The organism is Leptolyngbya sp. AN02str (assembly GCF_050565595.1).
Lineage (GTDB): Bacteria > Cyanobacteriota > Cyanobacteriia > Elainellales > Elainellaceae > Kaiparowitsia.
This window is the reverse complement of record NZ_JBNXVR010000001.1, coordinates 81,484-105,695: the sequence shown is the minus strand read 5'-3', so window position 1 is coordinate 105,695 and position 24,212 is coordinate 81,484. Positions and strand designations below refer to the sequence as shown.

At 52.7% G+C, this 24,212-nt stretch carries 18 protein-coding genes; 11 read left to right on the top strand and 7 right to left on the bottom strand.

Annotated features, from left to right (window positions below; translation table 11 throughout):
* Window positions 1–255: 255 nt before the first annotated feature.
* Window positions 256–834, top strand: coding sequence for a hypothetical protein (locus ACQ4M4_RS00430; protein WP_430682467.1), 579 nt, complete (start codon window positions 256–258; stop codon window positions 832–834).
* Between the two features lie 251 nt (window positions 835–1,085).
* On the opposite strand, the gene ACQ4M4_RS00425 is transcribed toward ACQ4M4_RS00430, so the two are convergent.
* Together ACQ4M4_RS00425 and ACQ4M4_RS00420 are read right to left on the bottom strand one after the other, a co-directional pair.
* Entirely contained in the window at window positions 1,086–2,813 is a 1,728-nt protein-coding gene (locus ACQ4M4_RS00425) for a succinate dehydrogenase/fumarate reductase flavoprotein subunit (protein ID WP_430682466.1), read from the bottom strand.
* Window positions 2,814–2,966: 153 nt separating this feature from the next.
* Complete coding sequence (locus tag ACQ4M4_RS00420; RefSeq protein WP_430682465.1) at window positions 2,967–3,272, bottom strand: hypothetical protein; 306 nt, start codon at window positions 3,270–3,272, stop codon at window positions 2,967–2,969.
* 191 nt (window positions 3,273–3,463) lie between these two features.
* On the opposite strand from ACQ4M4_RS00420, the gene ACQ4M4_RS00415 reads away from it, so the two are divergent.
* The gene (locus tag ACQ4M4_RS00415; RefSeq protein WP_430682464.1) at window positions 3,464–4,078 is read left to right on the top strand and encodes a pseudouridine synthase; all 615 of its coding nucleotides are present in this window, start codon (window positions 3,464–3,466) and stop codon (window positions 4,076–4,078) included.
* 328 nt (window positions 4,079–4,406) lie between these two features.
* On the top strand, window positions 4,407–6,479 hold the full coding sequence (locus tag ACQ4M4_RS00410; protein WP_430682463.1) for a serine/threonine phosphatase: 2,073 nt from the start codon (window positions 4,407–4,409) through the stop codon (window positions 6,477–6,479).
* A 297-nt stretch (window positions 6,480–6,776) separates the two neighbouring features.
* On the opposite strand, the gene ACQ4M4_RS00405 is transcribed toward ACQ4M4_RS00410, so the two are convergent.
* Window positions 6,777–7,013 (bottom strand): DUF4327 family protein, encoded by a 237-nt coding sequence (locus ACQ4M4_RS00405; RefSeq protein ID WP_430682462.1) that lies wholly within the window; start codon window positions 7,011–7,013, stop codon window positions 6,777–6,779.
* 799 nt (window positions 7,014–7,812) lie between these two features.
* Here ACQ4M4_RS00405 and rpsD point away from each other — a divergent pair.
* The 4 genes from rpsD (at window position 7,813) to ACQ4M4_RS00385 (ending at window position 13,165) form a co-directional block, all read left to right on the top strand.
* On the top strand, window positions 7,813–8,433 hold the full coding sequence (rpsD, locus tag ACQ4M4_RS00400) for a 30S ribosomal protein S4 (protein ID WP_430682461.1): 621 nt from the start codon (window positions 7,813–7,815) through the stop codon (window positions 8,431–8,433).
* Between the two features lie 368 nt (window positions 8,434–8,801).
* On the top strand, window positions 8,802–9,950 hold the full coding sequence (gene cbiD / locus ACQ4M4_RS00395) for a cobalt-precorrin-5B (C(1))-methyltransferase CbiD (protein WP_430682460.1): 1,149 nt from the start codon (window positions 8,802–8,804) through the stop codon (window positions 9,948–9,950).
* A gap of 125 nt (window positions 9,951–10,075) precedes the next feature.
* Window positions 10,076–11,695, top strand: coding sequence for a glutamine-hydrolyzing GMP synthase (guaA, locus tag ACQ4M4_RS00390; protein WP_430682459.1), 1,620 nt, complete (start codon window positions 10,076–10,078; stop codon window positions 11,693–11,695).
* Between the two features lie 432 nt (window positions 11,696–12,127).
* Window positions 12,128–13,165, top strand: coding sequence for an NADP(H)-dependent aldo-keto reductase (locus tag ACQ4M4_RS00385; RefSeq protein WP_430682458.1), 1,038 nt, complete (start codon window positions 12,128–12,130; stop codon window positions 13,163–13,165).
* 18 nt (window positions 13,166–13,183) lie between these two features.
* Here the strand turns inward: ACQ4M4_RS00385 and ACQ4M4_RS00380 are convergent, their stop codons facing one another.
* The 3 genes from ACQ4M4_RS00380 to ACQ4M4_RS00370 form a co-directional block, all read right to left on the bottom strand.
* Complete coding sequence (locus ACQ4M4_RS00380; protein ID WP_430682457.1) at window positions 13,184–14,971, bottom strand: ABC transporter ATP-binding protein; 1,788 nt, start codon at window positions 14,969–14,971, stop codon at window positions 13,184–13,186.
* Between the two features lie 29 nt (window positions 14,972–15,000).
* On the bottom strand, window positions 15,001–16,269 hold the full coding sequence (locus ACQ4M4_RS00375) for a glycosyltransferase family 4 protein (protein ID WP_430682456.1): 1,269 nt from the start codon (window positions 16,267–16,269) through the stop codon (window positions 15,001–15,003).
* A 369-nt stretch (window positions 16,270–16,638) separates the two neighbouring features.
* Window positions 16,639–16,845 (bottom strand): hypothetical protein, encoded by a 207-nt coding sequence (locus ACQ4M4_RS00370; protein WP_430682455.1) that lies wholly within the window; start codon window positions 16,843–16,845, stop codon window positions 16,639–16,641.
* 312 nt (window positions 16,846–17,157) lie between these two features.
* On the opposite strand from ACQ4M4_RS00370, the gene gloB reads away from it, so the two are divergent.
* Both gloB and ACQ4M4_RS00360 read left to right on the top strand, forming a co-directional pair.
* Window positions 17,158–17,928, top strand: coding sequence for a hydroxyacylglutathione hydrolase (gene gloB, locus ACQ4M4_RS00365; RefSeq protein WP_430682454.1), 771 nt, complete (start codon window positions 17,158–17,160; stop codon window positions 17,926–17,928).
* A gap of 79 nt (window positions 17,929–18,007) precedes the next feature.
* The gene (locus tag ACQ4M4_RS00360) at window positions 18,008–18,682 is read left to right on the top strand and encodes a HEAT repeat domain-containing protein (RefSeq protein ID WP_430682453.1); all 675 of its coding nucleotides are present in this window, start codon (window positions 18,008–18,010) and stop codon (window positions 18,680–18,682) included.
* Between the two features lie 114 nt (window positions 18,683–18,796).
* On the opposite strand, the gene ACQ4M4_RS00355 is transcribed toward ACQ4M4_RS00360, so the two are convergent.
* Complete coding sequence (locus ACQ4M4_RS00355; RefSeq protein ID WP_430682452.1) at window positions 18,797–20,596, bottom strand: ABC transporter substrate-binding protein; 1,800 nt, start codon at window positions 20,594–20,596, stop codon at window positions 18,797–18,799.
* 361 nt (window positions 20,597–20,957) lie between these two features.
* Here ACQ4M4_RS00355 and ACQ4M4_RS00350 point away from each other — a divergent pair, with 361 nt between their 5' ends.
* Both ACQ4M4_RS00350 and fusA read left to right on the top strand, forming a co-directional pair.
* Window positions 20,958–21,485: a hypothetical protein gene (locus ACQ4M4_RS00350; protein ID WP_430682451.1), complete on the top strand. Its 528-nt coding sequence runs from the start codon at window positions 20,958–20,960 to the stop codon at window positions 21,483–21,485.
* A gap of 588 nt (window positions 21,486–22,073) precedes the next feature.
* Window positions 22,074–24,164 carry an elongation factor G gene (gene fusA / locus ACQ4M4_RS00345; RefSeq protein ID WP_430682450.1) on the top strand — a complete coding sequence of 697 codons (2,091 nt, stop codon included), beginning with the start codon at window positions 22,074–22,076 and terminating at the stop codon, window positions 24,162–24,164.
* Window positions 24,165–24,212: the final 48 nt, after the last annotated feature.

The window sequence follows — 24,212 nt, the reverse complement described above, 5'->3', positions numbered from 1 at the left end:
GTGAAGCGCGATCGCCATTTGCGCCAGTTCTGCCACAACCGATGGTTTACGAACTGGACTCTGCCATATTTGCTGAAATGCAGAACCCCTTGTGTCGTAAAAATGCTGAATTTTGTTAGGAACATTACAATTCGGCCTCAAGTGCAAACTGGTTGTACTTAGGGTTAAAGCGGTCAAAAGAGTAGGTTACATTGGAGTCATTTCGCGCTGGGCTGTGTCCGTCACTCAGCGTTGTCACCATACGAGGCTCGTGCCATGATTCCTCCTGTTCAAACCTGCAAAACATGGATTCCGTTCTCTGCTGGGGCAGTCCTGTTGGTTGCATCAGGCGTGTTTGTTCCCGCCCAGGCCAATGCCCCTGTTCAAGTGGCACAAACCCCAGAAAGTTATCAGACGATTGCTAAAAATGCGTGGTCGTTTGATTTACCAGTTGATTTTCAACCGACGGAAATCGATGGTTTGCCCAATGCCAGCAATGTTTCATTAGAAGCTTTATACACGGGTAACAACGGCCTGTTGTTCGTGAATTTGGTCACGGAACCCTTGCAGCCTGGTGATCAAGACGGTTACTTGGACAACAGCATTCAGTTTTTGGGGTCGGCTGGCTTCAATGTGATTGGAGAAGAACGGCTGCAAGTTGGTTCTTTGAATGCGGCTGATGTGGAATCCAGCATGTCTTCAACGCCCCCGGTTCGGGTACTGCAGCGCATCGTGGCTTCGCCTTCTACAGGCTACGCCTTGACATGCGGCACGTTGGAATCCAACTTTGAGTCTATTCGAGAGACCTGTGCCTCTATCCTCAGCTCTTTGGAAATTGCCGCTGAAGCAGAGTAGCGCTGGTTATTGGACTATCGTTTCGCTCTCCCCAACTGCCATCTTAGGCAGTACCTCTGCTGTGGTTCTAGTTCGTGGAGCTGATCCATATAGATCTCTCCGCCACCTGTCGTGATTCAGGATGGAGCAACGGGCTCAGAGCGAATGCACGGTCAATTTCAGTTCAGGACTTTTCTGAAGGTCGTATCCCATAGACCCCTCAGAAAAGTCCTTTTTGTGGGCTTGCCCACAAGCATGAACCAACGGCTTGCCTAGTATTTGCGCTCTTGCGGCTGGAACATGGTAATCGCCACGGGACGGTAGCCAATCTCGATTCCCGCTGGCGAGGCATAGGCCATGGTGTGCTGCAAAAAGCGGTCATCATCGCGATTGAGATAGTCCTCGCGTGAGTGAGAGCCACGACTTTCTTGCCGATTGAGCGCGCTGGTGAGAATCATTTCGCCAACGAGCATCAAGCTTTGCAGCTCCATCGCTTCAATCAGCTCGGTGTTCCACAGCTTGCCTTTGTCGTCCAAAAAGATATGGTTGGCCTGTTGCCGCAGCGATCGCACCTTTTCCAGTCCTTCCTGCATCACGCTTTCGGTTCGAAAGACGCCGCAGTGCTCGGTCATGCAGTCCTGAAACGTTTGCCGCAGGGAGCCGATGCGTTGAGTTCCTGGCTGGTCGAGCAAACTTTGGAGCCGTTGTTGGGCTTCAGTTAGGTAACGTTGCTCATCCAGGTCGGGGAATTTGCGAGATTCTACATAGCGGGCGATCGCGGCTCCGGTTCTGCGGCCATACACCACGCACTCCAGCAGCGAGTTGCTGCCCAATCGGTTGGCTCCATGCACCGATACACAAGCCGTTTCCCCAGCCGCAAAGAATCCCTCTACCAACCCATCGGCACTGCTACGCACACGTCCATCCGTATCGGTAGGAATGCCACCCATCGAGTAGTGCACCGTAGGCCGTACTGGAATAGGCCGATGCACCGCATCTACCCCTAGTAAACGATGGGCTTCTTCCCACGCAAACGGAATGCGGCTCATAATCTTCTCGCGACCTAGGTGGCGCACATCCAAATGCACAAATGGCCCGCCGCTGCTGCCGTCTATATGGATGCCGCGTCCGGCTCGAATCTCTTTCACAATGGCGCGGGAGGTAATGTCGCGAGGAGCCAACTCCATACGGCTAGGAGCATAGGTCGCCATAAAGCGATCGCCCTCACTGTTGAGCAAATACGCCCCCTCGCCGCGCACCGCCTCCGAAATTAGCACGCCCACCCCGTACAGCCCAGTGGGATGAAACTGCACAAATTCCATATCTTCCAGGGGCAGACCAACGGCAGCAGTCATCGCCAAACCATCGCCAGTGGAAGCGTAGTCATTGGACGTGGTGTTGTACACCCGACCATAGCCACCTGTGGCAAACATCACCGCTTTGGCCCGCACCACTTGCAGCAGTCCATCGCGAATGCGGTACATTACCACGCCCTTGGCTTCGCCAGATTCCACAATCAGGCGCATCACATACCACTCGTCGTAAATCGTCACCCCGTACCGACGCAGATTGTTCACCAGCTCATGCAAAATTGCGTGTCCAGTTTTATCTGCTGCGTAGCAGGTGCGGTTGTGGGAGTGCCCCCCAAAGGCCCGTTGCGCAATGCGACCATCGGGCAAGCGCGAAAACAGCACGCCCATATGCTCCAGGTCGATCACCACGTCTGGAGCTTCCTTTGTCAAAATTTCAACGGCATCCTGATCGGCCAAATAGTCCGAGCCCTTGACCGTATCGAAGGCGTGGGCCTGCCAACTATCCTCTTCATCGACATTTTTGAGGCTGGCCGCCATGCCCCCTTGGGCCGCGACGGAGTGCGATCGAATGGGATGGGTTTTGGCGACTACGGCAACGCTCAACTGGGGGTTGGTGCGGGCAATTTCTACTGCGGCGCGCGAGCCAGCCAAGCCACCCCCCACAATGATGACATCATGCTCAATCATGCTGAACCTGTTCTGTAAAATGCCTTGGCAAAGGCAGTGTTCTCTTCTCCATCCTGCCGCATAAAAAAGTTCCCAACTGTAGATCATGGGAACTTTTTAAGAAGTTTGGCTGGCTGGAGTTTGCCGAAACGGGATGAGCTGATAGGGCGATCGCTAGCTTGCAGCTCGGGCAGGCCGCTGCGTGGCTTGCACCCCAGTTGGTTTTTCCTGCGCCGGATCAACAGCATCAAACTCGATATGGTTGAGCAGGGTTGTGACAAAGGCAAACAGCAGAAATGGCAGCGACAGCACCAGGATCAATCCGACGGTGGTGATGGCATAGATCGGGCGGCTGGTGCCCATAAGAGCGAGTGCGCTTGCCAGACTAAAGAAAATAACAATCAACCAAATAATGATCTGACCGTAGATATCGCCAAATGCGAGTGTACATCTGACGCGATACTTTTGTATGTTATCCATGACAGTCTCAACAAAAACCCGTATTTGGCTTTAGCGTAAAGGGCAGTTGCGGATTTTGCGAGTCAACTTAAACCTCTCTTAAAGCGTCGTCACCAATTCGTTACATTTTTCAGTGTTTCGTTATGGTTGGCGCGGATTTGTTTACAAATCATGTTGCAAGGCGATCGCGCCTGTTCCTATGCCTGCGACCTATGGCTGCTTCTTACCGATATTTGCTGTTTTACAAACCCTACAACGTGCTAACTCAGTTCAGCTCTCCTCAGGCAGAGGGGAGCCAGGAGAGTGAGCCCACCTTGAAGGATTTTATTTCGGTGTCGGATGTGTATCCTGTGGGCCGGTTGGATAAGGATAGTGAGGGGCTGCTGCTGCTTACGAACAACGGTCGCCTGCAACATGTGCTGACTGAGCCCAAATTTGGTCATCCGCGCACGTATTGGGTACAGGTTGAGCGCGTGCCCGATGAAATGGCGCTGGCTCAGTTGCGCAAGGGCGTGATGATTCAGGGATACAAAACGCGTCCGGCCAAGGTGCGGCTGTTGCAGGCAGAGCCAGACCTGCCGCCACGAGACCCGCCCATTCGGTTTCGCAAAAGTGTGCCAACGGCTTGGCTGGAGCTGACGTTAACAGAGGGCCGCAATCGTCAGGTTCGCCGGATGACGGCTGCGGTTGGCTTTCCAACGCTGCGGTTGGTGCGGGTGGCGATCGCCCAGCTAACCCTGGTGGGACTGCAACCCGGCCAATGGCGCGAACTGACGGAGAATGAGGTGCGATCGCTTGTTCAATGGAGCCAGTCTCGGGCTCGCTAGAACTGGGCTCTGGTGTTCTTTCCGGGCAGAACTCTGGGTAATCTTAAAAGAAGACGTATCCTGAAATCGCACTGGTAACCGATCGTGTAACCTTAAAGGCAGGTTTATCCCGTAACAGGGGTCCGCTACACTAATCTCATTCGCCGAAATAGCGTGTGTGGCCTAGGCTTAGCCTAAATGCCTGGTTCGCTCGGTGATGGCTGTTGTGGATGTATCCTCCTCAGCCAAAAAATATAAAAAAACATTCAGTGCGCAGCCTGTGTGCGCTGTATATGTCTTTAAGACCTGATATTTCAGGACGGTGACAGACGTAAGGACAGTCCGGATTATGATTGTTTGCCCTCAGTGCCAGTTTGAAAATCCGGATACGAACAAGTTTTGCTTACGGTGTGGCGTTGCCCTCACTGAAAAAAGCTGCCCTGCGTGTGGTGCCGCAGTGCCCCTTGATGCAGAGAAATGCCCCAGTTGCCAGGAGCCAACGGCCACAATTTGGCGAGCGGTCATTACGGTTGAGCCACCTGCGGTGGATCCCGATGAGACTGTCGATGTGGCTCAGCAGCTAGCTCAGGATGATCTCAAGGCTGCATTTGCAGCGGCAGACCCTCCAGGAATCTCCTTCCTTGAAGATGATTATATTGATGCTCAACGGCGATACCGCCGCTTAGATGAGCTGGAAAAAGATGCGATCGCCAAGGGTAGTGTCGAGGTTCGAGTGGTGGATGGTCAGCCGTTTTCCCCATCTCCCTTGGAGATGCTCTTCCGCCATCCAGAAATGCTGGATCTTGAAGAAGAAAACCTAGAAGCCTCGATTGAGCAAGAGGTCACTCGGCTGGGTATTCCCACTCTGGCGTTAAGCTATCTTGCATTAGAAGAGCAGCTCTATCCATCCCTACCGCAAATCCACGATGCGTGGCAAAAGGGCGATATCGTGGTGGTCATTCTTGAAGACCGCTCGGATCTTACGGCGTTGGCCGAGGTGTGGCGCAATTTGGACGTTCCCATGTTCCAACTCTTGCACTTGCTGCACCAAATTGCCGAACTGTGGACGGTGTTGCAGCCTCAAGGCTTTGCCCAAAGTTTGCTAGAAGTGAGCAACCTGAGGGTAGATGAAGACCAACTGCTGTATTTGCAGCGGTTGTATAGTGATGCAACCGACAAATCTGGGCAACTGCTGGATCTGGGCAAATTCTGGAAACAACTCTTCAGTCTGCGATCGCCGCAAATTCAGATGGGGACGCTCGCTCACTTATGCGATGAGTTGGAAGCTGGTGCGATCGACAGTGTCGATGTGCTGCGCTCACGCTTAGAGGCGATCGCCGCCGAGCTACAAACTCCAACGACGCCTCCCCCTGCTGTGGTGCCTGTTGAGTTGCCGCTATCCAACCCCGATGATGACGATGAAGCCACCATTGGGCTACCCCCCTCGGCACTTCCGGGTGCATCATCGCCCTTAGACTTGCCACCTTCGGCCGATGTGAGCCTGGGGTCTAGCCCAACCCTACTCGAACTTGAAAATTTGGATGACGACCTCCCCTCCGAAGGGGAAGATATGCCAACGATTGTGCTGCCGATGAAGCTCGTGGCTTTGGATGATGCCGGTTGTAGCGATGTAGGGCGGCAACGTGACCATAACGAAGACCACTTCAATATTGTGACCCACATTCAAAAAATGGAGACTCCGTCGGGACGCAGCATTAAGGCGCGCGGTCTCTACATTTTGTGCGATGGCATGGGAGGCCATGCCAGTGGCGAGGTTGCCAGCGTGCTAGCTGCCGAAACGCTGAAGCAGTATTTTGACGAGCATTGGGTCAATGAGTTGCCATCCGAGACGATGGTGCGTGAGGCCGTATTGGCGGCTAACCGAGCGATTTACGACCTCAATCAGCAAAATGACAGCTCTGGGAGCGGTCGTATGGGTACCACGCTGGTTGTGCTCCTTGTGCAAGATATGCGCGCGGTACTGGCTCATGTTGGCGATAGTCGGCTGTATCGCTATAGTCGCCGTCGAGGATTGGAGCAAGTAACTGTCGATCATGAAGTTGGTCAACGCGAGATTCAGCGGGGAGTAGAACCTGCGATCGCCTATGCTCGTCCCGATGCCTACCAGCTCACTCAGGCGCTTGGCCCCCGCGACGAAAACTTCGTCAATCCCGACGTGCAGTTTTTAGACATTACCGAAGATTTGCTATTGCTTCTATGCTCCGACGGCTTGACTGATAACGACCTGCTGGAGAAACATTGGGAAACTCATGTCGATCCGCTGCTGAGCTCTGCAACGAACCTAGAGGGTGGAGTGAGCCAACTCGTTGACTTGGCCAATAAGCACAACGGCCACGACAACATTACTGCAGTTGTGGTGCGAGCCAAACTACGACCCAATTTAGAGGCATTGAAACGCTAATCTTTCCGTGAAGGCTTTTTCTAAGGGCTGTGCGCTGCGCAGCCCTTAGAAAAAGCCATATTTGTGTGCGCTTTCGTTCATAAAACAAATCATCGTGATGCATTTTTTGCATCACGATGATCGATATCAAAAGATTGAGCGCTTAGAGCTTGCAACAGAAGCTCTAAAACTATTTAGAATGCTGTATGGCAATCTGCGCCATTGTTTACAATGACCTATCGGTTTCGATGATGGGTCGATGCCAACCAGTTATCAATGCAAAACATGCAGTCTAAGTGCAAACTTTGCATGATGAACCTATTCGTCGTCCCAACTCTCTACTTCCAGCAAGTCTCCAACGGGGTCTTGCATTGTAAAGTCAAAATCCTCCAGCTCACGCTTCCAATGAGGCCATTCATCGCCATAGAGCAGAGCAATCTTCCAAATCGAATCGGATGGCTTCAATACCTTGGATTCAACCAGCGATCGCACTTGCCGCTGAAACTTCACCATCGGATGTGCAACCGCATGGACAGCAACATTGTTATTAGTCATAACCAAATTTTTCAAATTTCCTTATCAAGAATCACCTGACTTCAACTATCCTCTGGTATCGCGCATCTCACAGGATTAGTTGAGTGAACTACGTCAGACTATGTCTTCAATTCAGCATATTAGCCTATAAAAACAGGAATGCAAGGGTTTCTTGCCTAAGAATTCAGCGATATTCAGTTTTCATATCGAAGCAAAGATTCGAAATTAAAAAAGCTGAATACTAGGCAGTAGAGATTTTTCTGTTTCTACGCGCTGCTGCGATTGAAGTATGCAGCCTGCTTGACACATTTACTTCATTAACTCCAGGGTAGCCAAAAAAGTGGGTGTGTGTTGTGGTTTTTATTTATCGTGTCAAATAATATTGGCCACGCACTAGCGCTATGTTGCTGAAAACCACTTGGTCTTTGGATGAAAATTCAATAAAACAACTTGATAGAACCACTGCACCTTAAATTGGGAGCCAGTAGACTCGGTCACGACTCACCCGTGCGATCGCACAAACGCTTTCAGCTTGAGCCTTGTCTAAGCTCAATTTTGGCTAGACGAGGTGAGATCCTTCTCTCTTCAGTCTTTACGCAGGTGAATGATTTTTTGAGCGCTTAGCGCTCAAAAAATCATTCACCCCCCGGGTTTTTCGGATGAAGTGTGTAAGTCCTATCTCTTATCTAGAACCTACAACTTCACTGCATTCAGCAAGAGAGGACAGGAGCGCAGCAATTCCTCAAAAATAAGGCTTTTAGATCGCTCAGCCATCCGCTATAATGGTTTGCTTGTGGATATATTTCGGAGAGTACGCTAGATGGCGCGATATCGAGGGCCTCGCCTCAGGGTCGTTCGTCGTCTGGGAGACTTGCCCGGCCTGACGCGTAAAGAAAAGCGTGCATCGGGTAAAAGGGCAAATCCTCCTGGACAGCACGGAGCTGCCCGGAGAAAGCGGTCAGAATACGCAATTCGTTTGGAAGAAAAGCAAAAGCTCAGATTTAACTACGGTGTGTCTGAGCGTCAGTTGCTGCGCTACGTGCGTCGAGCACGCCGAATTTCTGGTTCTACCGGACAGATTTTGCTGCAGCTTCTGGAAATGCGTTTGGATAACACGGTTTTCCGCTTGGGTATGGCACCTACCATTCCAGCGGCTCGCCAGTTGGTTAGCCATGGGCATATTACGATCAATGGTCGCCGGGTTGATATTCCTAGCTACCAGTGTCGCCCTGGAGATGAGATCGGCGTTCGCCAAAACGAGGCCTCTCGTCGTCTGGTGGAAGAAAATCTTCAATTTCCTGGTCTAGCCAATGTTCCAAGTCACCTTGAGTTTGATAAGAACAAGTTGACTGGTAAGGTAAATGGCTTGGTAGAGCGCGAATGGGTCGCTCTCCAAGTGAATGAACTGCTCGTGGTTGAGTACTATTCTCGACAAGCTTAAGTTCGTTTATGGCACTGTGATGATGGCACTGTGCGGCTGCGGTGCGCCATCCATGTAGCACATATCTCCGTTAAGCTCTCTGTTCCGTCGGCAGAGAGCTTTTATTTTTGGGTTTTTGTGGTTGGTATGATGCTCAATACGCGGGGGTTGAATGATTTTGGGGGAGCGAAGCTCCCCCAAAATCATTCAACTGAGTAAGTCCTGAGAGATGGGTTGTCGGCCTCCTGTATGAATGGCTGTTTGAAAGGATGAATCGTTGCGTGGCAGATTCATCTAGGAGATTTCGTCTTTGCCAATTCATGGTTTGGGATGGGGCGCGTTCTCCTGTTAAGAGTGGTGTGGCTTGCTATAGAGATTGATTCGCTGTCATGAGTGCTTTGCTTCCTCAAGAATCGCCTCGGGCTGGATATACGCTGCCTGTGTTTGCTTGTGCGTCGGCGATCGCGGCTTTGCAATGGCTGCAAGACAATACCACCGAGCGAGCATCCGTTGCGGTGAACTTGGTAGAGCCAGCCGAAACAGCAGTGGTCCCCATTGCTCAGGTTGCCCGCCTGAGTGACACTATGGCGATCGCCATTACCCACAGCGATCCCGGCGATAACTTGGACTTAACCCGAAACACACCCGTGTGGGCTGTGGTGGAGTTAGCAGAAAGGCAGAGCCGAGAACCGAAATCTGAGCCGCAGTTGGTTCTGGAAGGTGGCGAAGGCGTTGGGCGCTCGCTGAGTACCGATCAGCCTGCGATCTACGCCTATGCTCGACGGTTGATGGAGGCGAATGTGCTGCCGTTACTGGAGCTAGGGGCGATCGCCCGAGTCAAGATTATTTTGCCGGAGGGGCGGGCCTTGGCACAGCGCACCTCAAACGCCGCCTTTGGAGTGGTGGATGGGTTGTCATTGCTGGGAACGACAGGAATTGCTCAGCCATTGAGCGCACCGGGACAACTGACGGAATTTCGGGATGGACTGGTGGCCAAAGCTCAGACATTCCACACGCTGGTGTTTTGTGTGGGGGAGAATGGGCTGGATTTGGCGACACACATGGGAGTTCCGAGCGATCGCCTGATCAAAACCGCCAATTGGTTGGGACCACTGCTGGCAGAGGCCGGATTGCAGGGCTTACAGCAAATTTTGCTGTTTGGCTATCATGGCAAGCTGCTAAAGCTGGCTGGCGGCATCTTTCATACGCATCATCATGTGGCCGATGGGCGGCAAGAAATTTTGGCAGCGCACTGTGCGAACCAGGGTATGCCAACCGCAGCGGTACAGATGGTGCTGGCGAGCGCGACCGCAGAGGCGGGTTTACAGCACCTTTGCCAGATGGATGTGGAGCAGGGTACCCAGTGGGTAGAGCAGGTGTATGGCGCGATCGCTCAGGCCATTGATACCCGCACCCAACGGTACATCCATGCCCACAGCGATCGCACGGTGCAGGTGGGCACGGTGTTGTTTGGTCGCGATCGCCAGATTCTCATTCAAAGTCAAACCGGATCAGCAATCTTGTCCCAATTTTGTTAAGCTATTTTGAATACTTCAATACAATTTTCGCTTCACGATTTAAGACCGTTGATCATAAGTTAGGTGTGTATATTTCGAGTGCTTTGTAGTTCTTATTGCCAACGTTCCAAATTTCCAAAACAGCCGTGACAGCTCAACTCGAACACATTCCTCAGAGTGGCTCATCTACCGCAACGACCGAGCCGCTAAGTCGTCAAATTATCGTTATTCTCGACTTTGGTTCTCAATACTCCGAACTAATTGCGCGGCGGATTCGAGAGACCCAGGTCTATTCTGAAGTGCTGTCTTATCGGACAACCGCTGCTCAGCTTGCTGAAATCAATCCCAAAGGCATTATTTTGTCGGGTGGCCCCAGCTCGGTTTATGACGAGCACGCCCCTCACTGTGATCCCGAAATTTGGAATCTTGGCATTCCGGTGTTGGGTGTGTGCTACGGGATGCAGCTCATGGTGCAGCAGCTTGGCGGTGGTGTCGAGCGTGCCGAGCGGGGCGAGTATGGCAAGGCATCGCTGTTTATTGACGATCCCACTGATTTGCTGACTAACGTTGACCATGGCACCACGATGTGGATGAGCCATGGAGACTCTGTTACCCGCATGCCCCAAGGCTTTGAGCTGTTAGCTCATACGGACAATACGCCTGTGGCTGCGATCGCCAATCATGATCTCAAGTTTTACGGTGTGCAGTTCCACCCCGAAGTAGTGCATTCCATTGGTGGTCTGGCGCTGATTCGCAACTTTGTCTATCACATTTGCGAGTGTGCCCCTACTTGGACGACCGATGCCTTTGTTGAAGAGTCGGTGCGCGAGATTCGTTCTAAGGTGGGCGACAAGCGCGTTTTGTTGGCCTTGTCGGGCGGGGTTGATTCTTCTACGCTAGCCTTTTTGCTGCATCGAGCCATTGGCGACCAGTTGACCTGCGTATTTATTGATCAGGGCTTTATGCGCAAGTATGAGCCTGAGCGCTTGGTCAAACTGTTTCATGAGCAGTTCCATATCCCGGTGGAATATGTGAATGCCCGCGAAAGTTTCCTTTCAGCCATTGACGGCATTACCGATCCCGAAGAGAAGCGGAAGCGCATTGGCCATGAGTTCATTCGCGTTTTTGAATCCGAATCTCGCCGTTTAGGGCCGTTTGATTACCTGGCTCAAGGGACGCTATACCCCGACGTGATTGAGTCGGCTGATACCAATGTGGATCCCAAAACGGGCGATCGCGTTGCCGTCAAAATCAAGAGCCATCACAACGTAGGCGGTCTGCCCAAAGATCTCCGCTTTAAGCTGGTGGAGCCTCTGCGCAAGTTGTTCAAAGATGAAGTGCGTAAGCTGGGGCGCTCGATCGGCCTACCCGAAGAGATTGTGAATCGCCATCCCTTCCCAGGGCCGGGGCTGGCAATCCGCATTTTGGGTGAAGTCACGGAAGAAAAGCTGGACATTCTCCGAGATGCTGACTATATTGTCCGGCAGGAAATTAATCAGCGAGGCATTTACAGCGACTTTTGGCAGGCTTTTGCTGTGCTGCTTCCAATCCGGAGTGTGGGCGTGATGGGGGATCAGCGCACCTATGCTTATCCCATCGTGCTTCGTTTCGTATCTAGCGAAGACGGCATGACGGCCGATTGGTCGCGGGTCCCCTACGATATCCTTGAGGCAATTTCGAATCGAATTGTCAACGAAGTTCGTGGGGTGAACCGAGTTGTGTACGATATCACCTCCAAGCCTCCTGGAACGATTGAATGGGAATAGCGCTCCATTTGGAAACAGTGTTCCGTTTTAGAGTTTAATGTCGCTTCAGGATTTGGGTGAGATCTCATGTTGAACGCTCAAGCGTAGCTTTGTGCGGCTTGAATAGTATCGTGTGATACGGGATTTTGGGGTGGCCAGCAGCCTGGGTTGTCGCATGTTGCGATCGCTCGTTTGGTGATAATTAGGCTTGTTTTAGAAACTTTTGCGGCTCAGCAAGGTTCTCAAGTAAAGCTACTCCTCACTCAGCATGAATTACTCCATTGAGCGTGATGGGCAGCAGGCCAACATGAAGCTGATGCTCGTACAAATATACTACTTTTCCACAGAAACCTGTGGAAAAGTTCTGCATATCTGTGGAAAACATTCCTTGTCTGTGGAAAAGCAGTGTCGTTTTACGATCTTTTAATCATTGGATAATCCATCAGGTTTTTTGTGAAGTACTTACCGTTAGGCGCGAGTGGCCTAGAAGTTTCGGCACTTTGTCTGGGGACGATGACCTTTGGTCAGCAAAATACGGAAGCCGAGGCGCATACCCAGCTTGACTATGCGATCGCCCAGGGCATTAACTTTATCGACACGGCAGAAATGTATCCTGTGCCGGCTCGGGCCGAAACTCAGGGCCGAACGGAGGCATTGATTGGCAGTTGGTTGGCCAGACAGACGCGCGATCGCCTGATTGTCGCGACTAAGATTGCTGGCCCTTCCCGAGGTTTGAAGTGGATTCGGGGTGGTTCCCATGCGGTAGATCGCGCCAATATCCGCCAAGCGGTGGAGGATAGTTTGCAGCGCTTGCAGACTGATTACATTGATGTGTATCAAATTCACTGGCCCGATCGCTACGTTCCCTTGTTTGGCGAAACTCAGTTTGACCCAGCGCGCGATCGCCCAACCATTCCCATTGAGGAGCAGCTGCAAGCCTTTGCCGAGGTCATTCAAGCGGGCAAAATTCGATATCTTGGGCTCAGCAACGAAACTGCGTGGGGTGTGGCATCCTTTTGCCGGATTGCCGAGCAGTTGGGGTTGCCCAAAGTGGTCTCGATTCAAAATGCTTACCATTTAATGAACCGAACCTTTGAGCAGGGTTTGGCGGAGTGCTGCCTGCGAGAGCAAATTGGGCTGTTGGCCTATAGCCCACTGGCGTTTGGCAACCTGACGGGAAAGTATTTGCGCTCTGCCGATGCCCACGGTCGAATGAAAGAATTTGCTGGGTTTGGCCAACGTTACCTAAAGCCCAGAGTCGAGGAGGCGATCGCGGCTTATGTCAATTTGGCTCAACAGGTGGGGTTGACTCCGGTTGAGCTGGCGCTGGCGTTCGTGCAAAGCCGCTGGTTTATGACAAGTACCATCATTGGAGCCACAACGTTGGAACAGCTACAGGAGAATATTGCAACGGCCTCGATGACGCTGTCTCCTGATGTGCTGGCTGAAGTTGATGCGATTCACCAACGCATCCCAAATCCGGCTCCATAGCGATGAATGGGCGATGTGCTACACCTTAAATTGAGCGTGGTAAAGCTGTGTATAGTAGCCTCCAAGTTGAATTAATACTGGATGGCTGCCCAATTCTACAATGCGTCCTTGATCCATCACCGCAATTTGCTCGGCAGTTTGTATGGTAGATAGCCGATGCGCGATGACTAGCGTTGTGCGATCGCGACTGAGTGTTTCTAACGCTTCTTGAACCAATTGTTCTGAAACCGTATCCAATGCACTGGTTGCTTCATCCAAGATCAAGATATCTGGATCTTGCAAGAGCACCCGAGCGATCGCCAAACGCTGCCGCTGTCCTCCCGAGAGAATGATGCCGCGATCGCCCAATTCGGTATCCAACCCCTGCGGTAATTGGGCAATAAAGTCGGCGGCATTGGCATATTTGGCCGCTTCCCACAGTTCGCTATCCAGCACATGGGCACGACCATAGGCAATGTTTTCTCGCACCGTCGCGTTAAACAAAAATGGCTCCTGGCTGATAATGCCCATGGCTCGGCGTAGCGACTGAATATTCAACTCGCGCAAGTCGCGTCCATCAATGGTAATGCTCCCTCCGGTGGGGTCGTAAAAGCGCGGTAATAAGTCGGCTAGCGTTGACTTGCCCGAACCCGAGGCTCCCACTAGCGCGAGCGTCGTGCCTCGCGGCAGGTGAAGAGACACATCTCTGAGCACGGGCTCGCCTTGTCCTGGATAGGTGAATTGCACGTGATGAAACCGGATCTCGCGTTGCAATGGAGTGTATAGGGTGGTGCCATTGCGCATGATTGGTTTATCGTGCCGATTTAGCAAATCGTTGGCGGTTTCAAGGCTGGCCATCGCATTGGCATATTGACTTTGGGAGCCGTTGAGCTGACCAATTAAGGGCAGGAGCCGAAAGATCAACAGCAAGTAGGAGAGCAGAACTGTGGAGACGGCTTCAATTTGATTGCTCAAAAAGATGCGCCCAACCACCACGACGGCAATGAGCGCCACCACACCCGCAACCTCGCTGACTGGCCCAATGACGGCGTAGCTGGTAAAGGACTCATATTCGGCTTGTTCGCGATCGCGCATGAGTTGCCGCAGGGCTATGAACTCCTGGTCCTCGGCGGCAACAGCCCTGACCAGTCGCATCCCCGACAGTACATCAATCAACCGGGCGGTGTAGCGTCGCGATGCCTCCGATAGCTGCCGACCAAAACGCTTGGCCCGCTGAATGCTGAATTGATTGACCAGCATGACCAACCCCAGTAGCGTACTGGTGATGAGGGTCAGCGGCCAAGACAACGCCAGCAACAACATTACAAACACCAGAATGGTGATGATGGTGGTGAGCGATCGCACCGCAATTGTAACGGCCAGAGCGGCGCGGTTTAGCTCTTGGTTCATGCGGTTTACCAAGTCGCCCATGCTGTTCCGCGCAAAGTAGTCAATATCCACGTCCAGCAGCAACCGCAGTCCGGTTTCGCGTAAGTAATTGGCAATGAAGCGCTGCAACAACGCGGATACCGCTGTGCTGGCATACAGAGCCACATTTTTGAGGAGGATGAGCATGACAATCGCCACGGTAATTGCCCCCAGCCGCCAGGGCTCAGGCACGCCACGAAAGGGCGCAAACAGCCGCTCCAAAACTGGAACCGACTGAATCGCATCGGTCGATTGGCCCAAAAAACTCAACAGCACGGGCACGATCATGGCCGTGCTGACGCCATTGAACACCGCCCCCACCAAACCCAGCACCACTGTCAGCAAAACCCAACCAGGGTATTGGCGAGTGGTGTGTAGGAGTAAACGGTTGGGATGCATGGCGTTCCTAACAGGACTAGCAGAAGGAATTAGCGAGTAGAGGTACAGGTAAGCAAGAGCGATCGCAAAATGTTGGCTACCGTATTAATGCTGTAGTGCTGGCAGCAGCGATCGCGCGCCCGAGCACCCATGGCGATCGCCTCATCCCAGTGATCAAATATCCATCGTAGCCCTGTGGCAAGCGCCGCCGGAGAATTGGCCTCGACCACACAGCCCGCATCCCCCAAGATTGCGGGAATATCGCCCACCGAAGTTGCCAAAATCGGTTTTGCCATCGCCATCCCGTCGGTGAGCTTGAGCGGAAACTGAGCCTGGGCGATCGCACTCTGTCGCTGTGGCACCACCACCACATGGGCCGCTGCCAAAACCTGAGGCATCTGATCGTTTGGCACCCGAGGCAGTTGAATGAGCCAATGCCCCCACTGGGCGGCTAGTTGGGCATCATAGTCATCGTAGGGACTGCCTCCTACAATTACCACCCGCAGATCGGGTTCGTTCAACAGCTCCAACGCTGCCAGCAGGTCTTCCAATCCCTTGTGCGGACGAGGCACACCCGGAAACATCAGCACGCGATAATGTTGTAGCCCATAGGCTCGACGGCTGGCTTCAGCGTTGTACAGAGTCGGCGCAAAGCGATCGCAATCTTGGCCATGGGGCAGGTAGGTTCCACCAAAGCGCTGCTGCAAAAACGCAGTATCCACGGTTAGAACCTGGGCCTGTGCTACCAATCGTTCTATCCAGCGGGTGTATAGGGGATGATGGGGCGATCGCAACGCTCCTCTGGGCTTTACCACATCTCGGAGTAATTGCCGCAGTGAAGGGCGATATCGCCAGGAGTCGCCGCCATGCCAGCTCATTTCCCAGTCATCCATATCCAGCAGCAGCGGACGGTGGGTGAGCTTGGCGACCAATAGCGCTAGCCCAAAGCTGGTGAGTTTTGGCTTTGAGGCATAGATGACGGTGCCGCGCAGCTGCCGCACAAAGCGCCACGCCGAAATCAGAAAGTGCGGAAAGGACGTTAAGGGAACAGTCTTGAGGGGAATGCCCGGTGGTGGCTCTGCAAGGGGGCGATCGCCCGACTGAAACCCCACCACTTCCACCTTGTAGCCAAGGCGCTGAACCGCCTGCGCCAACCCATAGGCCCGCAACACGCCCCCTTCCGACGCATCGCTGACCGTGATGGACACCATTGCGGTTGGCGGTTGAATAGATGAGTGATTTGTTGGCCCTGCCTTTTGGGCAAATCGGCTGGATACGACTGGTCGTTCACGCTCGACATCGGAATGAGGAATGGTCATCGGAATTCCTGCTAAAGCGTCAACATCGAGGGTTCGCCATGGGACGTGGCCAAGGCTCAGTATTTGGGGTGTAGTGCAGAGATGGGCGATCGCCCCTTTAGCAGTTTTGTTGGAATTACTTAGAGCCTATCAACCTTTGTCTTGAAGTAGGCTTCATACGACAGCCTTGTTAGTTAAGATTCCATAAATTTAGCGACGGTTTTTCGGTTCGGTTCCCGGCCAGTTGAGCTTGCTAGCGACTGATGGACTTCATTCCCAAAATCTTCGGTTGCGAATGAGAGGTTTGCGCATCTCTGAGTTGAGACCCAAAAAAAAGGCGGGTCGCAAGACCTCGCCTAACGTGGGTAGTGATGAAATTTGTGGAGTCAGTTAATCGACCAGCTTGAGACGACCTGATCGCAACTCATCGAGAATATGGTTAATTTTGCGCCGCAAATCTTCAGTAATATGCTGGCTGCCCAACAGCGCCGAGGTGAGCTGTAAATGGTCTTTGCGGCTAAGCTGCTGCTCGGCGGCAATACGCTCTAATGTATTGATTAAATTGGATGCTGCTTTTGCTGACGTAGACCAAACCATATCGTGTAGATACCTTTGTGGTGAAACCCTGAACTGATCAGACTGAACGCGTGAACCGTCTAAACTCGTGAACCGTCTGAACTCGTAACAGTCTGCAAAACCCTATCTGCTACCCCTCATTATCGGAGATTGGGTACATCTGTTTGGCAAAGCTCTTGTCAGGGCTGTGTAAAGAGTAAATAAACCTACTGCTGCGCTCAGAATACCCATGTATGGGCGATCGCGCGACATGGGATTCCGGGCCTCAACTTGCTCTAGAAAGGGGTTGGGTTTAGGCTACGAACAGCACCCGCACCATCTGAGGTTTCGCCTATGCAGATTCATCGCATTCCTGCATTGTCTGATAACTATATTTTTCTGCTGCATGACCCTGAGCGTGGGGTTGCTGCGGTGGTTGATCCAGCGGAGGCGGGGCCAGTGTTGCAGCAGCTTCAAGCGTTGAATGCAAGGCTGGTGGCGATTTTGAATACCCATCACCACGGCGACCATGTGGGGGGCAACCGCCAACTGTTGCAGCAGTTTCCCGATGCGGTGGTATATGGTGGCGCGGAAGATCGGGGGCGCATTCCTGGCCAGCAGGTGTTTTTGCAGGAGGGCGATCGCGTTTCATTCGCCGATCGGGAAGCTCAGGTGTTCTTTGTGCCGGGACATACTCGTGCCCACATTGCCTACTATTTTCCTGCGGTGGGCTCCGAGCCGGGTGAGCTGTTTTGTGGCGATACGTTGTTTGCGGGGGGCTGTGGACGCTTGTTTGAAGGAACGCCAACCCAAATGGTGGACTCGTTGAGCAAGTTGCGATCGCTCCCCGACGATACGCGAGTCTGGTGCGCCCATGAGTACACCCTCAACAACCTCAAGTTTGCCTACGCAATCGATGCAACAAATGCGGACTTAGCGCAACGGTTAACGCTGGTGACAGACCAACGACAGCGATCGCAACCGACCATTCCCTCTAACCTGGGGGATGAAAAACGCACCAACCCGTTTTTGCGATGGGATGATTCCACGCTGCAAACTGCAATGAATACTCAGGATCCGATTCAAACCTTTGCTCGGTTACGCGGCAAAAAAGATATGTGGTAATCCCTACCCGCTTGGCGACCGAGGAATCTGTTGAAGAACCTTATAATGTTTGTAACGCTATGTAACGCAGGTCTCTCATATGACTCAGCCCAACTTGGAGCAAATCGCCGCCGACTTAGAGAATCCTGATTCCAAATACCGCATGTTGGCGTTGGCGGCCCTTCGCGACGTGGCCCCTGCTGATGCCGTACCCCTGATCAAAAAAGTATTGCGCGACCAAAATCTACAAGTCCGTTCCATGGCTGTGTTTGCATTGGGGCTCAAGCCAACTGAGGAGTGTTACCCCATTCTGGTCGATTTGCTGGCAGCCGATCCAGACTATGGCATTCGAGCCGACGCGGCAGGTGCATTGGGATATTTGCAGGACAATCGAGCGGTAGAGCCGCTGTTACGTGCCTTCTACGAAGATACCGATTGGTTGGTGCGCTTTAGCGTGGCGGTATCTTTGGGCAATTTGAAGGATCAACGTGCCCGTGATGCCTTGCTGCAAGCGCTAAACAGCGATCAAGAAGTGATGCAACAAGCGGCGATCGCCGCCTTGGGTGAGCTAGAGGCTGTGGATAGTGTGGATGCAATTTTGCGCTTTGCCCAATCCCCCGATTGGCTGGTGCGGCAGCGCTTGGCCGAAGCGCTCGGAAGTCTGCCTTCTCCCAAGAGCCTGTCGGCGTTAGCCTATCTTGCCAAAGATGGTCATCCCCATGTGTCTGAGGCTGCCAAACTTTCACTGAAACGCTTAGAAGAAGCTACGGTTTAGCCTGTATACAGGCGGAGTGCGATCGCCCGCCTAATCATTCCAGCTAACACCCATATCCACAGCGACAAGAAGCCCTCAGCAACGAGGGCTTCTTGGTGTGCAGGAAATCTTTGACTACTCCTCGATTCGCAGTTCGTAAATATTCCATTGGGTACCGCCCAAGGCCGAAAAGCGAATGCCTTGAACCTTGTTGCGTACCGCCGACAGCGCCAGGGGATTGACCAAATGGATGAATGGCAGATACTCCTGGGCAAGGCGTTGGGTTTCAGCGTAGATTTCGCGTCGCCGCCCCTCATCAAACTCCTGGCTACCTTGAATGTACAGATTGGTAATGCGCTGCTCCCAATCGGCAATCACCCGTCCCTCAATTGGGTCGCCCGTTACAGGGTTTTGGTTGAAGGTATGCAGGGTGCCATTGACCGACCAAATGTTGAAGCCACTGTTGGGATCGATGCCACCACCCACAAAGCCAAGAATATGAGCATCCCAATCCAGGGTGTCTGACAGCCGAGATACCAATGTGTTGAAGGCAATCGGTCGGAAGTCAACTGTAATGCCGATCGCCTCTAAGTCCTGTTTGATTTGGGTGCCTAAAGATTCTCGAATTTTGTTGCCTGCGTTGGTAATCAGGTTAAACCGTACGGACACACCCTCTGCATCCAGCAATTGACCCTGACTGTTGTATTGAAAGCCGTCGCTAAGCAACAGCTCCCTAGCGCGTTCGGGGTTGTAGTCGTATACAGGCAAGCCCTCCTCCGGCGATAAGTAATAGGAGCTTTGCTTGTAGATGGGAGAGTCTTGCGGTTCGCCAATGCCCTGATAAATGTTGTTGATCATGGCTTGGCGATCGATGGCGTGGGCCACGGCGCGGCGGAAGTTGACATTGGTGAACCAGCGCAATTTGTTTGGGTCAACGAGAGGTTGACCATTGCGGGTGCCCTGGTTGAGGTTGAAGGTCAGGAAGGTGGTGCTGAGGGCTGGCCCACCGTCGTAAATGCTAAAGTTGCCGCGTTCTTCTTCGCGCTTCACCAGCGTAAAGTAGTTGGGCTGAATGCCAATGGTATCCAACCCGCCTGAGCGAAACTGAGCCAGCGCGGTATCGGGCGATTCCACAATTTGAATCACGATGCGCTCAATGTAGGGCTGGGCTTCGTTTTGTGGGCCTTTGCGCCAGTAGTGGGGATTGCGATCCAAAATGATGCGCTCGCCGGGTTGGTAGCTCCGCAGGCGGTAGGGGCCATTGCCAATAATTTCTTGAGGTGGGGTCTCGGTACCCCAGGCACCTAAAAATCGAGGGTTTCCGTCTTCTCCAGTGGAATAGACGTAGGTTGCCAAAGCGTGTTTGGGCAAAATTTCGATGCTGCCCGCAAACCGGAGCAAGGGTGAGAAGGGTTCGGGTGAGCGAACCTCGACTTGGCGATCGCCCACTTTGGTTACCGTGGGAAATAACCCCTCTTCGCCCACCCGCAAAATATCGCGCTGGCTGCTGGGAATCTTTTCGTTAAAGTACACATCGTTAAAGCTGAAGACAACATCATCCACGGTTAGAGGCTCACCATCAGACCATTTCAGCCTCTCGCGTAGCGTAAATATGATGCGTTGATTGTTGTCAGAAATCTCCCACGATTCGGCAAGGCCCGGTTCCAAATCGCCAGTGAGCCCGTTGGTGGAGAGCAGCCCTTCGTACATGTAGCCGAGGGCGGCGTTGGCCTCGCGGCTCATCACCGTGTTGAAAGTCTTGGGATCGCTAAGCTCGCTGACAACGAGTTGAGGAACTTGGCTTGCTTGAGATCGCAGCATGGTATTGCCGCATCCGGTTAGGCCCAGCGTCAGCACGAGCAACCCAATCGTGATGAGCGATCGCCCTTGATGCATCCACACTCGGGTCATCCAGGAGATCCATTTGGAGAACATGCCACTTCCTCGCCTAACGCTCTGATTTTCTAGTCTAAACTGCACCGTCTCAACTGCCGTGCTCAAGAGAACGAAGTCAAGCATCGATCGGTCATTGCCACCCATCTCTCGGCCAAATTCTGCAAAAAATACTTGGTTGTGTTTCAAATGTGTGGTTATTGGTTGTGGCATCGCACCCCTTCCACAACCAATAACCACACGTCTAGAACATCACCAAATACTTGAACCATGACAAGAGATAGCAATTAATTGTGAATTTGTCGCCCCGTTTTGCCATTTCAGTCCTATTATTTGTGTACTCACTTCCCAATACAGCGCTACGATTCAACTGATGCAATCACCTTCTGGCCCAGACTCAGCCATGAACAATTCCGCAGCCAATGGGAAACCGCCAGCGCCGTCGTCAACGGTTCCTATTACCGTGTACCGAGAACTTGCCGCCGAGCTACAAGCAACCAAAGCCATGCTCGACTCGGTGCATGCTCAAAATCAGCAGCTTGTTCGCCAAAATCAACAATTGCGCCAAGAGCTGGAGCGGATTGGCCAGTCAGTAGGCTCAATTCAGCAAATTGCCGCATCACTTCAGCCCAACTGGGGCACCCCAACCGATGCCGACCGAATGGATGCAGCGGCGATCGCAGCCCAAATTCGTCCAGGGCGTAGCGATTCTCGAACACCTCAGCCCGACTCGCCCAACGGCCACAGCAATACCCCAACCCCCCCCACCCTATTTAGCGAGCAGGGGGCGTTGCCTCATCAGCCCAGCAGCGTCAGCACCCCACGCGACCTGAGCGGCCTGTGGCTCGGGTTAACCGTTTTTGTCATCATTGTTACGGCCTTTGGCGCTGGCTTCATGGTCGTCAAACCCCTCATCCCCAGCAGCCGATAGCTCAGGCTGTTCAACACTGAGTCAACAATCAATTGGGAAAATCAGGCCGTGAAGCGTTTCGTTTCACGGCCTCCACGTTTTTGTTCCAGGCTCACACAGCCAGCCAACAGTAAATCTTTAAGGACGAGTAGCAAAGCACGTTCACAAATCGTTATCATAGAACTTGAGCTACATAAACCTGAGCAGCACTTAGCCCAAACCGAGTTTGGCTAGCCTATCGATAAAGCAGGTCAAGTAGGTGACGCAAGTTCAATCAGCATGCGGGCTTGCGATATACAAATTCGCAAAGCAGGCAATGTTCAAAGCGATGAACAAGCAACGAGATGGCTAAGGCCAAAATTGCTCAGTAAAAAATATTTAGGTTCCTGGACAAAACGTTCGGCTGGTTCCAGCTTTCCATTAAGATATTTTACAGTCAGTACTGTCAATCAGTACGATGGCTAATGGAGCAAACCGGGAACTTTAAAATGTGTTTCGAGCGATTGGGGTCTCGCCCGTGCTGACTACGGGGGGCGACATCCATTTCTTCGTGAAAAACAGCGAACGGTAGTCACCAGTGGTTTGTAGCACTTAACTTAGAGAGCAGATATGAAAGACCTCACTCGTTATCGTAATATTGGCATCTTCGCCCACGTAGACGCGGGTAAAACCACCACTACTGAACGGATTCTGAAGCTAACCGGTAAGATCCACAAAATCGGAGAGGTGCATGAAGGTGCCGCCACAACCGACTTCATGGAGCAAGAGCAAGAGCGCGGTATTACGATTCAATCCGCTGCGACAAGCTGCTTCTGGAAAGACCACCAGCTCAACATTATTGATACCCCCGGACACGTTGACTTCACGATTGAGGTGTATCGCTCTCTGAAAGTGCTAGACGGTGGTATTGGCGTGTTCTGCGGTTCTGGTGGTGTAGAGCCTCAGTCCGAAACTAACTGGCGCTATGCCAACGATTCCAAGGTCGCTCGAATCATCTACATCAACAAGCTTGACCGGACGGGTGCCGACTTCTACCGCGTGGTCAAGCAGGTTGAAAATGTGCTGGCCGCTAAGCCCCTGGTTATGGTGCTGCCCATTGGTGTGGAAGATCAGTTCAAGGGCGTCGTTGACCTGCTCACTCGCAAAGCTTGGGTATGGGACAACTCTGGCGATCCCATGAACTATGAGGTGCTGGACGTGCCTGCCGATATGGCTGATGACGTCGAAAAGTATCGCGAAGCGCTCATCGAGACTGCTGTTGAACAGGACGATGAGATCATGGAGCAATACCTGGAAGGGAATGAACCCAGCATTGAAGACATTAAGCGCTGCATCCGTAAGGGAACTCGCGACATGTCCTTCTTCCCCACCTATTGCGGTTCCTCCTTTAAGAACAAGGGTGTGCAGTTGGTGCTGGATGCGGTGGTAGACTACCTGCCCGATCCCACTGAAGTGACCCCTCAGCCCGAAATTGATTTGGAAGGTAACGAAACCGGCGGTTTTGCTTATGTGGATGTTGATAAGCCGCTGCGGGCACTGGCGTTCAAGATTATGGACGATCGCTTTGGTGCGCTGACCTTTACGCGGATTTACTCCGGTAAGTTGTCGAAGGGCGACACCGTGCTGAATACCGCAACTGGTAAGACCGAACGGATTAGCCGCTTGGTAGAAATGCACGCCAACGATCGCGAAGAAGTTGAGTCGGCACAAGCAGGCGACATCGTGGCGATCGTGGGTATGAAGAACGTGCAAACGGGACATACCCTGTGCGATCCCAAGAACCCGGCAACCCTGGAACCCATGGTCTTCCCTGATCCGGTGATTTCGATCGCCGTGAAGCCTAAGAAGAAGGGCATGGATGAAAAGATGGGTATGGCCTTGAGCAAAATGGTTCAGGAAGATCCCTCGTTCCATGTGGAAACTGATGAAGAGAGCGGTGAAACCATCATTAAAGGGATGGGTGAACTGCACCTCGACATTAAAGTGGATATTCTGAAGCGGACCCACGGCGTGGAAGTGGAAGTGGGTAAGCCCCAGGTGGCCTACCGCGAGTCTGTGACCAAGCGATTGGAAGACAGCTACACCCACAAGAAGCAGTCGGGTGGTTCGGGTCAGTACGGCAAGATTGACTATGTGATTGAGCCCGGCGAACCCGGAAGCGGCTTCCAGTTTGAGTCGAAGGTGACCGGTGGTAATGTGCCTCGGGAATACTGGCCTGCGGTGCAGAAGGGCTTTGAATCTAGCATTGGCAAGGGTGTCCTTGCAGGTTTCCCCTGTGTGGACCTGAAGGTAACCCTGACGGATGGTGGATATCACCCTGTGGACTCGTCGGCGATCGCCTTCGAAATTGCAGCACGTGCAGCTTACCGTCAGTCTTTGCCCAAGGCTGGTCCTCAGTTGCTAGAGCCCATCATGGCAGTGGACGTCTTCACTCCCGATGACTACATGGGTGATGTGATTGGTGACTTGAACCGTCGTCGCGGCATGATCAAGTCTCAGGAAACTGGTGCCCTGGGTGCTCGCATCAAAGCAGATGTGCCTTTAAGCGAAATGTTTGGCTATATTGGTGACCTGCGGACGATGACTTCGGGTCGGGGTCAATTCTCGATGCTATTCTCGCACTACTCTCCTTGCCCTTCCAACGTTGCTGAGGAAGTGATTAAGGAAGCGAAAGAGCGTCAAGCCGCCATGGCTTCATAACCTTTGAGTGTGAAGCGCTAAGGCTTTTCACATGTGAAGAACCAGCCA